At 55.0% G+C, this 13,852-nt stretch carries 12 protein-coding genes, 5 tRNA genes and 1 rRNA gene; all 18 read right to left on the reverse strand.

Annotated elements, in window-relative coordinates; genetic code table 11:
- Positions 1-27: 27 nt before the first annotated feature.
- Complete coding sequence (gene rpoB / locus ACVBEJ_RS11315; RefSeq protein WP_447129741.1) at positions 28-4,107, reverse strand: DNA-directed RNA polymerase subunit beta; 4,080 nt, start codon at positions 4,105-4,107, stop codon at positions 28-30.
- Between the two features lie 215 nt (positions 4,108-4,322).
- The gene (rplL, locus tag ACVBEJ_RS11320; protein WP_447129742.1) at positions 4,323-4,703 is read right to left on the reverse strand and encodes a 50S ribosomal protein L7/L12; all 381 of its coding nucleotides are present in this window, start codon (positions 4,701-4,703) and stop codon (positions 4,323-4,325) included.
- Between the two features lie 66 nt (positions 4,704-4,769).
- A complete protein-coding gene (gene rplJ / locus ACVBEJ_RS11325; RefSeq protein WP_447129743.1) occupies positions 4,770-5,297 on the reverse strand; it encodes a 50S ribosomal protein L10 in 528 nt (175 codons plus the stop codon).
- 271 nt (positions 5,298-5,568) lie between these two features.
- Positions 5,569-6,264 (reverse strand): 50S ribosomal protein L1, encoded by a 696-nt coding sequence (rplA, locus tag ACVBEJ_RS11330; protein ID WP_447129744.1) that lies wholly within the window; start codon positions 6,262-6,264, stop codon positions 5,569-5,571.
- Positions 6,265-6,696, reverse strand: a complete 432-nt coding sequence (gene rplK, locus ACVBEJ_RS11335) for a 50S ribosomal protein L11 (RefSeq protein WP_447129745.1) — start codon at positions 6,694-6,696, stop codon at positions 6,265-6,267.
- Between the two features lie 150 nt (positions 6,697-6,846).
- A complete protein-coding gene (gene nusG, locus ACVBEJ_RS11340) occupies positions 6,847-7,380 on the reverse strand; it encodes a transcription termination/antitermination protein NusG (protein WP_447129746.1) in 534 nt (177 codons plus the stop codon).
- 23 nt (positions 7,381-7,403) lie between these two features.
- The gene (gene secE, locus ACVBEJ_RS11345; protein WP_447129747.1) at positions 7,404-7,787 is read right to left on the reverse strand and encodes a preprotein translocase subunit SecE; all 384 of its coding nucleotides are present in this window, start codon (positions 7,785-7,787) and stop codon (positions 7,404-7,406) included.
- Positions 7,788-7,830: 43 nt separating this feature from the next.
- A tRNA-Trp gene (locus tag ACVBEJ_RS11350) sits at positions 7,831-7,906 on the reverse strand.
- 135 nt (positions 7,907-8,041) lie between these two features.
- Positions 8,042-8,117, reverse strand: a tRNA-Thr gene (locus ACVBEJ_RS11355).
- 48 nt (positions 8,118-8,165) lie between these two features.
- A tRNA-Gly gene (locus ACVBEJ_RS11360) sits at positions 8,166-8,239 on the reverse strand.
- 248 nt (positions 8,240-8,487) lie between these two features.
- Positions 8,488-8,571, reverse strand: a tRNA-Tyr gene (locus tag ACVBEJ_RS11365).
- A gap of 264 nt (positions 8,572-8,835) precedes the next feature.
- A tRNA-Thr gene (locus tag ACVBEJ_RS11370) sits at positions 8,836-8,911 on the reverse strand.
- A gap of 57 nt (positions 8,912-8,968) precedes the next feature.
- Positions 8,969-9,397 (reverse strand): hypothetical protein, encoded by a 429-nt coding sequence (locus ACVBEJ_RS11375; protein WP_447129748.1) that lies wholly within the window; start codon positions 9,395-9,397, stop codon positions 8,969-8,971.
- Positions 9,398-9,434: 37 nt separating this feature from the next.
- Positions 9,435-10,142 carry a type III pantothenate kinase gene (locus ACVBEJ_RS11380; protein ID WP_447129749.1) on the reverse strand — a complete coding sequence of 236 codons (708 nt, stop codon included), beginning with the start codon at positions 10,140-10,142 and terminating at the stop codon, positions 9,435-9,437.
- Complete coding sequence (birA, locus tag ACVBEJ_RS11385) at positions 10,139-11,119, reverse strand: bifunctional biotin--[acetyl-CoA-carboxylase] ligase/biotin operon repressor BirA (protein WP_447129750.1); 981 nt, start codon at positions 11,117-11,119, stop codon at positions 10,139-10,141. Before birA ends, ACVBEJ_RS11380 begins: the two co-directional genes overlap by 4 nt.
- Positions 11,112-11,927, reverse strand: coding sequence for a sulfite exporter TauE/SafE family protein (locus ACVBEJ_RS11390; RefSeq protein WP_447129751.1), 816 nt, complete (start codon positions 11,925-11,927; stop codon positions 11,112-11,114). The genes birA and ACVBEJ_RS11390 overlap by 8 nt, the downstream gene beginning before the upstream one ends.
- A complete protein-coding gene (locus ACVBEJ_RS11395) occupies positions 11,927-12,916 on the reverse strand; it encodes a hypothetical protein (protein ID WP_447129752.1) in 990 nt (329 codons plus the stop codon). Before ACVBEJ_RS11395 ends, ACVBEJ_RS11390 begins: the two co-directional genes overlap by 1 nt.
- 576 nt (positions 12,917-13,492) lie before the next feature.
- Positions 13,493-13,608, reverse strand: a 5S ribosomal RNA gene (rrf, locus tag ACVBEJ_RS11400).
- Positions 13,609-13,852: the final 244 nt, after the last annotated feature.

Raw genomic sequence — 13,852 nt, forward strand, 5'->3', positions numbered from 1 at the left:
GGGGAACTTGATAGTTCAGCGTGGTGCTTATTCGCTTTCGAGCTCGATATTGATGCCCAGGCTGCGGATCTCTTTAACCAGCACGTTAAAGGATTCCGGCATGCCCGGCTCCATGCGGTGATCGCCGTCGACGATGTTTTTGTACATCTTGGTACGGCCATTCACATCGTCCGATTTCACCGTCAGCATCTCTTGCAGGGTGTAGGCGGCGCCGTAGGCTTCCAGCGCCCAAACCTCCATCTCACCGAAGCGCTGGCCACCGAACTGCGCCTTACCGCCCAGCGGCTGCTGAGTAACCAGGCTGTAGGAGCCGGTGGAACGGGCGTGCATCTTGTCGTCTACCAGGTGGTTCAGCTTCAGCATATACATGTAGCCAACCGTTACCGGGCGTTCGAAAGCATCGCCGGTGCGACCGTCGAACAAGGTCATCTGGCCGGATTCCGGCAGGTCTGCCAGTTTCAGCAGCTCTTTCACTTCGCTCTCTTTGGCACCATCAAACGCCTGGGTAGCCATGGGCACACCGCCGCGCAGATTGTTGGCCAGCTCCATGATTTCGCCGTTGTTGAGCTTCTTCAGGTCTGCCGGTTCCGCACTGGTGCCGGAGGAGTATATTTCCTGCAGGAACTCGCGCAGCTCAGCGGCCTTTTTCTGCTCGCGGATCATATTGTCGATCTTGCGACCCAAGCCTTTGGCAGCCAGGCCCATGTGGGTTTCCAGTACCTGACCCACGTTCATACGGGACGGTACACCCAGCGGGTTGAGCACGATGTCTACCGGCTCGCCATTGGCGTCGTGAGGCATGTCTTCTTCCGGCATAATCACCGAAATCACACCCTTGTTACCGTGGCGACCGGCCATTTTGTCACCGGGCTGGATGCGGCGCTTGACGGCCAGGTACACCTTGACGATTTTCAGCACGCCAGGGGCCAGGTCGTCGCCGGTTTCCAGCTTGCCTTTTTTATCTTCAAAGCGGTCGTCGAGGATGGCGCGGCGCTCTTTCAGGCCTTCTTCAGCACGGGCGATCATGTCGTTGTGCTCATCGTCGGCCATACGCACGCCAAACCAGGCGTCCTTGTCGTAATCGGCGGCTACCTCGTCGGTGAGCTCGGCGCCTTTCTTCAGACCCGGCGCTTTCACCACTTTGCTGCCCACCAGCGCAGTGCGCAGGCGTTCGAAAGTGGCGTTTTCCATAATGCGGTATTCGTCGTTCAGGTCTTTGCGGAACTGATCCAGCTCGGCCTTTTGTATGGCCAGCGAGCGGGAATCACGCTCGATACCGTCGCGGGTAAATACCTGTACGTCGATTACCGTACCCTTGGTGCTGGAAGGCACGCGCAAGGAGGTATCTTTTACGTCGGAGGCTTTCTCGCCAAAGATGGCGCGCAGCAGTTTTTCTTCCGGGGTCAACTGGGTTTCGCCTTTCGGCGTGACCTTGCCCACCAGAATGTCGCCGGCGTTTACCTCGGCACCGATGTACACAATGCCGGATTCATCCAGACGGGACAGGGCCGATTCGCCCACATTGGGAATATCCGCAGTGATTTCTTCCGAGCCCAGCTTGGTGTCGCGAGCCACACAGGTGAGTTCCTGAATGTGGATGGTGGTAAAGCGGTCCTCTTTTACCACGCGCTCGGAAACCAAAATGGAATCCTCAAAGTTGTAGCCGTTCCAGGGCATAAAGGCGATGCGCATGTTCTGGCCCAGGGCCAGCTCACCCAAGTCTACAGAAGGGCCGTCGGCGAGAATGTCGCCGCGCTCTACCTTGTCACCGGTGCGCACAATGGGGCGCTGATTGATGCAGGTATTCTGGTTGGAGCGGGTGTACTTGGTGAGGTTGTAAATATCCACACCGGCATCACCGGCGTCTACTTCCTTATCGCTAACGCGCACCACAATACGACCGGCGTCGACGCTTTCGATCACACCGCCGCGTTTGGCAACCTTACAAACGCCGGAGTCACGGGCCACAAAACGCTCCATGCCGGTACCCACTACGGGCTTGTCAGCACGCAGGGTCGGCACCGCCTGACGTTGCATGTTGGAGCCCATCAGGGCGCGGTTGGCGTCATCGTGCTCCAGGAACGGAATCAGCGAGGCCGCTACAGACACAACCTGTTGCGGAGATACGTCCTGATACTGCACGTCCACCGGCGGCTTAACGGTAAATTCACCCTGGTGACGCACGGAAACCAGTTCTTCCACCAGCTTGCCTTTGTTGTCCACTTCCGCAGACGCCTGGGCAATCACCGTCTCGCCTTCGTTGATGGCAGACAGATATTCGATGTCGTTGGTGACCTTGCCGTTCACCACTTTGCGGTAGGGGCTTTCCAGGAAGCCGTAGCTGTTGGTGCAGGCGTAGGTGGCCAGGGAGTTGATCAAACCGATGTTTGGACCTTCCGGCGTTTCAATGGGACATACACGGCCGTAGTGAGTGGGGTGTACGTCGCGCACTTCAAAGCCGGCGCGCTCGCGGGTCAGACCGCCTGGGCCCAGTGCGGAGATACGGCGCTTGTGAGTCACTTCCGACAGCGGATTGTTCTGGTCCATAAACTGGGACAGCTGGCTGGAGCCGAAGAATTCCTTCATGGCCGCAGCTACTGGCTTGGCGTTGACCATGTCCTGAGGCATCAGACCTTCGGATTCCGCCATGGACAGGCGCTCTTTGACGGCGCGTTCCACACGCACCAGGCCGATGCGGAACTGGTTTTCCGCCATTTCGCCCACAGAGCGGATACGGCGGTTACCCAGGTGGTCGATGTCGTCCACGGTACCCTTGCCGTTGCGAATATCGATCAGGGTTTTCAGGGCATCGACAATGTCTTCGCGGTCCAGCACGCCGCTGCCGGTTTCGTCTTCGCGACCCAGGCGGCGGTTGAACTTCATGCGGCCAACAGCGGACAGATCGTAGCGGTCGGAGCTGAAGAACAGATTCTGGAACAGACCTTCCGCAGACTCTTTGGTGGGCGGTTCGCCCGGGCGCATCATGCGGTAGATTTCCACCAGCGCTTCCAGTTGAGTGCGGGACGGGTCGATACGCAGGGTATCGGAAACAAACGAACCGCAATCCAGGTCGTTGGTGTAGAGAGTCTCAATGGCTGTCACTTCGGCTTCAGCCAGCTGAGTCAATACTTCGGCGGTGATTTCGGTGTTGCATTCCAGCAGCACCTCGCCGGTGTCTTTGTTGATAATGTCTTTCGCCAGAGCGCGGCCCAGCAGGTACTCGGTGGGCACTTCCAGCTCGGTGGTACCGGCTTTTTCCAGCTCGCGGATGTGGCGGGCGGTAATGCGGCGACCCTGTTCAACCAATACTTTTTTGCCCGCTTTAATATCAAAAGCAGCAATCTCACCACGCAGGCGAGAGGGCACCAGTTCCATTTTGAAGATTTCTTTCTTCAGGTCCACACTGAAATTGGTGGTGTCGAAGAACAGGTCGAGAATTTCTTCGGAGCTGTATTCCAGAGCGCGCAGCAGAATGGTAGCCGGCAACTTGCGGCGGCGGTCGATACGTACGTACACCAGGTCTTTGGGGTCGAACTCAAAATCCAACCAGGAACCGCGGTAGGGAATAATACGCGCGGAGTACAGCAGCTTGCCGGATGAGTGGGTCTTGCCTTTGTCGTGGTCGAAGAACACACCGGGGGAGCGGTGCAACTGGGACACGATCACGCGCTCGGTGCCGTTCACTACAAAGGTGCCGGTGTCGGTCATCAGGGGCACTTCGCCCATGTAGACTTCCTGCTCTTTGATGTCTTTGACGGTCTTGTTGGACGACTCCTTGTCGTAGATCATCAGGCGCACTTTAACCCGCAGCGGGGCGGCATAGGTCACACCGCGCAGCTTACATTCTTCCACGTCGAAAACGGGCTTGCCCAGTTGGTAGTCAACATATTCCAAGGCGGCATTGCCAGAGTAGCTGGCGATTGGGAATACGGAGTTCAGGGCAGAGTGCAACCCGGTTTTTTGCCGTTCTTCGACGGTCAGGCCCAGTTGCGTGAAGTTGCGAAAGGAGTCCAGCTGAATGGCCAGCAGGTAGGGTAATTCCATTACCTGCGGCAGCTTGCCGAAATCCTTGCGAATACGTTTTTTCTCAGTATATGAGTAAGGCATCTGCATTCCCCGTACGTACTACTGTGCTTGTGTGGAGCCCAACATTGGTATCGGGCCCATTCGTTACCGCATCACTGCCATAACGTCTTGAATATCGCCGCTTTTGGGCGCTTAAAACACACTGTAAAAAGTGCAATTCCAAAAGCGGGAAAAGGCCGGTGGGCAAATACCCACCAGCCTTGCGTCTGAAACCAGTCAGACAATACGCACTGAGCTTATTTCAGCTCAACAACGGCGCCAGCTTCTTCCAGCTGCTTCTTGGCTTCTTCGGCGTCGTCTTTGGAAACGCCTTCTTTAACCGCAGAAGGTGCACCGTCAACCATAGCCTTGGCTTCTTTCAGGCCCAGACCGGTGATGGCGCGAACGGCTTTGATCACGTTTACTTTCTTGTCGCCAGCGGAAGACAGAACCACGTCGAACTCAGTCTGCTCAGCAGCGGCTTCACCACCTTCACCAGCGGCAGGAGCAGCGGCAACTGCAACAGCGGCTTGGGCGGAAACGCCGAATTTTTCTTCCATGGCTTCTACCAGCTCAACAACGTCCATTACGGACATTTCGGCGATAGCATTCAGGATGTCGTCTTTAGAAAGAGCCATTACTCAATCTCCTATAAAAAGTACTTAAAAATTTAAAAACAAAAAGCTGCCAATTCAAATGATGAATCAGGCCGCTTCTTTTTGGTCGCGAACAGCTGCAACAACACGAGTAACCTTGCTGGGCACTTCGTTGAAGGTGCGAACCACTTTGGTAACCGGCGCCAACATAACGTTGGCCAGCATGCCGAGGGCCTGGTCCAGAGTCGGCATTTTCGCCAGAACGTCGAGTTGCCCCGCGTCCAGCAATTTGCCGCCTACTGACAGGGCCTTAACCTCGAACTCTTTTTCTTCTTTGGCGAAGTCTTTAAAGAGTCGAGCGGCAGCGCCCGGATCTTCCATGGAAAATCCGAACAGGCTGGGGCCTTTCAGTGATTCAGATACACATTCAAACTCGGTGCCTTCGATAGCGCGCTTCGCCAGAGTGTTACGTACCACACGCAGGTGGATACCATTCTCGCGAGCTTGCTTGCGCAAGGCGTCCATAGCGCCGACAGTCACACCACGTGCATCGGCAATTACCAGTGACAGCGCGTTAGCTGCAGTCTCGTTAACATCAGCGACGATCGCTTTTTTGTCTTCGAGTCCAATAGCCACTTGTTTCTCTCCTGGATTTGAAGGTTAAGACAGAGAAAATCTCTATCCATTTTCGGTGATCAAATCCGGCCTCTAATACTGCAACTTACGTTGCAAGAAAGCTGGTTTGGGTCACACGTCTGCGTAGGGGATTAAGAGTTACCGATCAAACTTCTCATAAAGAAGTTACTGCTGACCTGCGCCTCACCTACGGTCTTTGACGGCTCGCTGCGATACAGCGACAGCGAACCCCAAAGTTCTTTTACGCTCTGACTAATACCTGCTAAAAGGCTTAGATTTCCAGAGACGATTGATCGACAGTAACGCCCGGGCCCATGGTGGTGGACAGGGTTACTTTCTTCAGATAAACACCCTTGGCGGAAGCGGGCTTGGCCTTTTTCAGGTCGGCGATCAGTGCTTCCAGGTTTTCTTTCAGGGCGCCTTCTTCAAAGCTCACACGGCCAATACCGCCGTGAACGATGCCGGCTTTGTCAGCGCGGTAGCGAACCTGACCGGCTTTGGCGTTTTTAACCGCCGTGGCCACATCGGGAGTCACGGTGCCGGTTTTCGGGTTCGGCATCAGTCCGCGGGGACCAAGAATCTGACCCAGAGCACCAACAACACGCATGGCAGCGGGGTCGGCAATCACTACATCAAAATCCAGATTGCCACCTTTAACCTGCTCAGCCAGATCTTCCATACCAACAATGTCGGCACCGGCAGCTTTGGCAGCTTCCGCTGCTTCGCCCTGGGTGAACACGGCAACACGAACGTCTTTACCGGTGCCGTTAGGCAGGGTGGTTGCGCCGCGCACAGCCTGGTCGGATTTGCGGGGGTCAATGCCCAGATTTACCGCCACATCAACGGTTTCGGCAAACTTGACGGTAGACAGTTCTTTTAGCAGGGAAACGGCATCAGCTATTGAGTACTGCTTGCCCGCCTCTACTTTTTCACGGATAGCGCGCTGGCGCTTGGACAACTTGGCCATTTACACACCCTCCACTTCGATACCGGCACTGCGGGCAGAGCCAGCAATGGTGCGAACCGCCGCATCCATATCGGCTGCCGTCAGATCCGCTTCTTTGGTTTTTACGATTTCTTCCAACTGCGCGCGGGTTACTTTGCCCACTTTGTCGCTGTTGGGGCGACCGCTGCCCTTCTTGATGCCAGCGGCCTTGCGCAGCAGAACTGCGGCGGGCGGCGACTTCATGATGAAGGTAAAGCTGCGATCGCTGTATACAGTGATTACAACAGGAACCGGCAGACCGGGCTCGATGCCCTGGGTCTGGGCGTTGAACGCCTTACAGAATTCCATGATGTTAACGCCGTGCTGACCCAGTGCAGGGCCAACAGGGGGACTCGGGTTGGCCTGGCCGGCCTTTACTTGCAGCTTGATATAAGCGTCGACTTTTTTAGCCATGGTTTCACTCCAGATGGGTGGTTAGCGCCTCAAGCAGCTTTAAAAAACCGCCGTCTCAGGCTCCCCGCCCCGCCGACCCATTCGGCAAGGCAATTAAAAACTCTATTCCCGCAGGGCGGATTAGCGCAGCGTAATCCGCCAGGTTTTTACCTAGGTTTTTTCAACCTGGGTAAACTCCAACTCAACCGGCGTGGTACGCCCGAAGATGGATACCGCCACGTGCAGACGGCTTTTCTCGTAATTGACTTCCTCTACAACGCCATTGAAATCGTTGAAAGGGCCATCGACAACCCGCACAACCTCGCCCGGCTCGAACATGGTCTTGGGCTTCGGCTTTTCTTCCGAATCGTGCATGCGCTGCAAAATGGCTTCCGCCTCACGCTCGGTAATTGGCGCGGGCTTGTCTGCCTTACCACCGATAAAACCCATTACCCGGGGAGTTTCTTTCACCAGGTGCCAGCTGTCGTCACTCAATTCCATTTGCACCAGAACGTAGCCGGGGAAAAACTTGCGCTCGCTCTTGCGCTTTTGGCCGCCGCGCATCTCCACCACTTCTTCGGTGGGCACCAGCACTTCGCCAAACTGCTCCTGCATGCCATGCAGTTCGATGCGCTCTTTCAGGGAGCCCGCAACTTTCTTTTCGTAGCCCGAATAGGCGTGTACCACATACCAACGCTTGGCCATATTCACGTTCCCATTCAAATACGTTAGCCGATCACCAACTTGGCCAATGCGCCAAACAGTGCATCCAGACCCCACAGCAGCAGCGCCATAACAATCACCACTGCAAGCACCATCAGAGTCGTTTGGTTACGTTCCTGCGCCGTGGGCCAAACCACTTTGCGCAATTCCGTGCGAGCACCGCGAAACAGGGCAACAAAACCGGCACCCTTGGCGGTTTTTGCCGCCACAAACGCAGCCATGGCAAACAGCACCAACACGCCCAGCACGCGGTAAAGCAGGCCCGGGTCGGTGTCGGCTTCGTTGGCAAAGTAGTAATTGCCACCAATGGCAGCCACCAACAGTACGACCACCAGCAGCCACTTCAAACCATCCAGCGGATATTGTTTATCTTCGCTTACCGCGCTCATCAACTTCCCACTCTGCAAACTGTTTGCTTCTACACTGTGTAAATGGCAGGCCAGGAGGGACTCGAACCCACAACAGCCGGTTTTGGAGACCGGTGCTCTACCAATTGAACTACTGGCCTGTAGATCTACCACCCACCCCTTATTCGGCCGGGCCTATCCTTTGAAAATCAGCCACTTGGAACAAACTTGCAACCGCAGGCAGATTTTCAAATGCCAAAAAATCCCGGCGAAACCAGCTGTTCCGCGGGAAAATCTGGAGCTCTTGAGCAGATTTGAACTGCCGACCTCACCCTTACCAAGGGTGTGCTCTACCAACTGAGCTACAAGAGCGCTAACTTGTGCCAACTACTTCCAGCCACTCTCTACACAGAAAATAGCTGGAGCGGGTAGCGGGAATCGAACCCGCATATTCAGCTTGGAAGGCTGACGTTCTACCACTGAACTATACCCGCGTTCAGGAGACAGACATCAGAAGACAGTCGACAGACGCTTTCCTGTCCTCTGTCGACTGACACCTGTCGACTGTATGGTGCTGGGGGGTGGATTACTCCGGGCTTCCTGCCCTCCGCCCTTCGGGTCGGCGCTAAAGCGCCTCTCAAATTTGCTCCTGCAAATTTGTCGAACCAGGTTCAAATCCACTGTCGTACCTGGCCACCCTGAACATCCTGTTCTCTGTCGTCTGACATCTGTCCTCTGTAAATGGTGCTGGGGGGTGGATTCGAACCACCGAAGCTTTCGCGTCAGATTTACAGTCTGATCCCTTTGGCCACTCGGGAACCCCAGCTAAAACTGTTTACCAGCCCCCTCCAGGGGTGGATTACTCCGGGCTTCCTGCCCTCCGCCCTTCGGGTCGGCGCTAATGCGCCGCTCAAATTTGCTCCTGCAAATTTGTCGAACCACCGAAGCTTTCGCGTCAGAGCGCCTGCGGCGCATAAAAAGCCAGTCTGATCCCTTTGGCCACTCGGGAACCCCAGCAAAAAAGGCCGGACATTGTCTTTATCCAACCCTGCTCTGTCAACACCTAAGTATTTCAAAGCACTACAAAAAATGGAGCTGGTGATAGGAGTCGAACCTACGACCTGCTGATTACAAGTCAGCTGCTCTGCCAACTGAGCTACACCAGCTTTTGCCGTTTGCAAACAACCCTTTAAAGGGGCTTGCAATTAAACGGAGGCGGGATTCTAGGGGAAGTCGCTCGCGGACGCAACCGCTGCACAGCTTTTTTGGGAAATTTCCGTATTGGGGCTTCGAGAGAGAACGTCGAACCAAAAGCGCCGCTCCAACCGAGACTGCGACGAAACAGCAAATTGCAACCAATACGTTTGGTCACCTGCACCGGCTTGTGGAGTCTGAGACCAGCGCTGATGAGCAATATGGCGAGCGGTCAGACCCGCCGAAAGGGATTCAACCAATTCCAGCTCGACAATTGGCCCCACCACAATACAATCACCAGAGAGTGGCTCGTCACTAGTGCGCTCCGACAGCAACATCAGCTGGGACACATTGGTATCAACCTGCACCACTGGCAAAGCGGGCTCTACAGGCTTTGACATAAACCAATAAAATACAACTGCATTTGCCAACACTAACACCGCCAGAAACCAGCGCATTAACCCTTCCTCGTATAGATACCCGCCGCAAGCATATTCAGGGCATCAGAACAGACAAACCATCCAGCACCAACTCTGGCACCCACTCAACATCACCCACCAAGTGAGGCAACAGGTATTCCGCATCACCACCGCACAGTAAAACCGGCGCATTTCCCGACAATTCTCGACGGCCACAACAGAGCAGTTCAAGCACCATAGTCAGACAGCCATTGAGTACCGCATCCGCCGTACTGGTACCCGGGGCGCACTGGGCACCTCGCCACTGATCGCCAACTTTTACCTGGCTGGTGCCGGCAAACAGGGCCTTGCGCTGCATTTCCAGGCCGGGGACGATATAGCCTCCCAAATGAGTGTCACCGCCTTTTAGCAAGTCCACGGTCACAGCGCTGCCCGCACTGACAACAACGGCACTGCCGGCCACCCGCCGGGAAGCAGCCAGCACCGCCAGCCAACGATCAATACCCAGCTGAGCCGGATCAGGGTAGCCACAGCGTACTCCGGCCGCCGAATGACTGGTTGCCGCCAACTCCAGGGGCAACCCCCAGTGATCAGCAACCCAGCGAGTCAGGCCGCCTTCAACTTTCGAACCGGCAACATTGGCCACCCGCACACGGCCTGGAACAACTTTCAGTTCGGCAAGGCCCGCGCTCCAGTTCTGACTATGGGCCAATACGCCTCGCTGCTCGCCACAGCGCCATTTCACCCGGGTATTGCCAATATCAATATCCAGTATTGCTGTCACTGAGCGCTCCTCAAAGAGATTTCACCACCATTGAAATAGCGCTGCTCCCCCTCCACCAACAAGCCGATGGCGCCGGATTCAGAAACGCCATTGGCTATACCAATAATCGAGCGTTTTGCCATGACCAACTCTACTGGTTGGCCGCGAAAGGCATTGCTGCTCTGCCATTCTTCCCGATAGCGGGCAAAACCTTGTTGGTGGTAACTGGCCAGCAGTGGCAACAGCTCATTCAATAGCACAGCGACAACCTGATTGCGGGAAACATCCTGCCCGCTAATCTGCTTCAGGTCTGTCCAGTTCTGATCGATATCCGCCGCCTTGCTTGCGGGCATATCGATATTGATGCCAATACCCACCACAACCTGACAGAAACCCGCTGGATCACCAATCATTTCCAGCAGAATACCCGCCACCTTGTGGCCGTTAAACAGAATATCGTTGGGCCACTTCAACTGCACTTCACTCACGCCAAGGCTGGCAAATGCCCGCTTCACAGCCACTCCCACAGCCAGGCTAAGCCCTTCCAGGGCCGAAGCGCCACCTTCAAAACCCCAAGCGGCCGACAAGTAAAGATTACGGGCAAACGGGCTTACCCACTGGCGACCACGGCGACCACGGCCTGCGGTTTGCTGCTCTGCGAGCACAACATAACCGCTGGCATCACGCGCCTCTGCCATTCTTCGAGCAACGTTATTGGTGGAATCCGTTGTAGTGAGAATATCCAGCCTGGACAACAGGGGTTCTGCGAGATGTGACAGAAAGGAGCGAATGCGCTTTTCGGAAAGCAACTCAATACCACTGGGGATGCAATAGCCCCGACCTTTGACAGTCTCTACCTCCAATCCCAGTTCAGCCAACTTTTGTACCTGCTTCCATACGGCAGTGCGACTAATACCCAGCAGTGCACCCAGCTCTTCACCGGAATGGAATTGACCATTGGCCAGTGCTGCAATCAAGCCATCCGTTGAATCAGCCATGCGGTCCCCATAAAGTGATGGCATTGAGCCAGATAAAGCGCATCCCAAACACCAAAATCACCAGCGCAAACAAACGCCTTAACAAAACCGCTGGCAGGCGATGGGCTAAACCGGCACCCCAGCGGGCACTGACCGTGGCCGCCAAGGCAATACCGACAAAAGCAGGAAGGTAAATATACCCCAACGCCCCCTGGGGCAGTTCTTTACCCCAACCAGCCGCCATAAAGCTCACCGCCGAAAACAGACCGATAGGCAGCCCACAAGCTGCGCTGGTGGCAATAGCGCGGTGAATGGACTGATTGCACCACAGTAAATAAGGTGTCGTTAACGAACCACCACCAATACCAAACAGTGCTGACAGCACACCGATGGCGCCACCTGCCGCGCCATTGGCCAGCCCACCGGGAAGGTCACGGTGGGCTTTGGGCTTCAGGGCAAGTCCGGATTGTATAGCCACAGCAACCATCAACACGCCAAAAGCCAATTGCAAAACCGCACCGGACAGCAGCGCAGCTATGACACCGCCCAGTGCCGCACCGATGGCAATGCCAGGGGCCAACTGAACAAACACATTCCATAGAACAGCATTGTTGCGATGGTGAATCCAGGTGGCGCTGATGGATGTAATCACAATGGTTGCCAGTGACGTACCAATAGCAAGATGAGTGAGAATCTGCGGATCAAAACCCTGAGCGCTAAAAGAGATAATCAATAGCGGCACAATAACCACGCCGCCGCCAAGACCAAACAGCCCGCCTAAAAAGCCCGCAAAGACACCTAATAGCAGATAAAGCGCGACATCTATCATCAGAGTGCCAGCAGCGCCCTTTGCAACATCTGATAAATCTGTTCAAAAATAGGCTTTGCTTCTGCCGGTGTGGCCTCGCGCAGCACCGGGGTATGAATATGGCCGGTGGGGATTTCCGAACCCAACAAATTGCGCAAACGGATACTGCGATAGGAAATTTCGTTGGACAGGTAGCCGCCTCCTCCACCCTGGACTGCGGTAGCCGCCGACAGCTCCTGTAAAGATTGCGCCTGGATATCGCCTTTTTCCAGAGTGGTGACACCGCGATTATCATTGATCTTGTATTTACCCGTCGCCTGCTGCATGTGCACCACCGGCAGGCTGAACTCGACAAACTCCGGCCCGGTCAGACCGTAACGCCCCACACTGGAAATAACCGGATGTTCAGCACTGCCGCCCGAGTACAGATTTAAATTGTCCGGAGCAGTGGAGCTGCGGCGACGGCCGGGAAAACGCTCAAGATCAAAATCCGTACGCCCCTGGCTGACAGTCACCACCATATCCACCGAGTTCAGAGAGTAGTAAGGTGCCAATAAAGCTTCCACTTCCCCCTGATCAAAATCCGCAAAGCGCACCGGGAAAATCACCGTGTTGATCTCAGCCCGACGACCCTGGTATTCAATCACCTGGCCGTCCAGCAACAGAGCCGCAATACCCGAAGGATTGCCCTGCTCAATATTGCGATCCAGCAGAAAGGGATCAAACCCGGTGAGCAGGATTTTCAGTGGTGCATCGGTAAGGTACTCCAGATCGTGACGCCCGCGAGTAGTTTCTTCCAACAGCTCCAGCAAAGCTTCTCTTTGACTATCCGTGATATCAAATCCCGGAATTTCTGTTCTAATAATGGCGGACAACTGCAAACGCGCCCAATAGAGAGGGCGATCGTCGTAATCACTCGTTGTGTGTATTTCTTCCTTTGCCTGCTGCCAAAACCAGGAGCCCACTTGATTGACGGATTTTTTCGCAGCGGAATAATTGTCAGTTTTCACCCATTGAGTGCGAAATCTTTCAATATCAGCCGCCCACCTGTGAACCACCGGCTTCATAACCTCGGCGGCCCTGGCAACACGCGGCTCCTCAACATTAGCCTCAGCAAAACAAACCATAGGCGCCGCCAACATCAATACAATAACTGACAGAAATTTTTTCATAGCACACCAGAGTTAATACAAGAGGCGTAGATTCTGTAGGTCGGCCTTTAGGCCGTCAAGTCATGGATACATTGCCCACTCAATTGGCGGATTACGCTACGCTAATCCGCCCTACGGGGGGGCGAGGCAGTCCTCTGCCACTCTGATCGAGATTGCCGCGTCGCTCCGCTCCTCGCAATGACAGTTTTTTTGGATTCCTTTTTCATTCTCCCTACGAAGTGCATCACATGGGGACAAAAAGGCAGGAGGCCTTTTTGCACAGCCGCAGGCTGCCCGAAGGGCGAGGGCCATGGATGGCCCGAGTGAACCCCCACACATAAAGAGCGGGCTTCCTCATGTGAGAGTAGGTCATTTTCGTTTTCGGCACAAAGCAAAACGCCCCAACCATTTCTGGTTGAGGCGTCTTAAATTAAATCCTGGCGATGACCTACTCTCACATGGGGAAGCCCCACACTACCATCGGCGATACATCGTTTCACGTCTGAGTTCGGGATGGGATCAGGTGGTTCCAATGCTCTATGGTCGCCAGGAAAACAGGTTTGAATGCGAAGCGCTCATGTCACCCTGAGCCAACGGCGAAGGATCTCAGCTTCGTATTCAAATAGGGGGGCAGATTCTTAAGTGTTTTCTGTTTTTGTGTTCAAAGCGGTATTTCCTGTCGACTGTCTTGTGACATCTGTCGACCGAATGTCCGTCACGTCTGCGCAATCAGCAGCCTCAGTTATATGGTCAAGCCTCACGGGCAATTAGTACGGGTTAGCTCAACGCCTCACA

The organism is Porticoccus sp. GXU_MW_L64, from assembly GCF_052983295.1.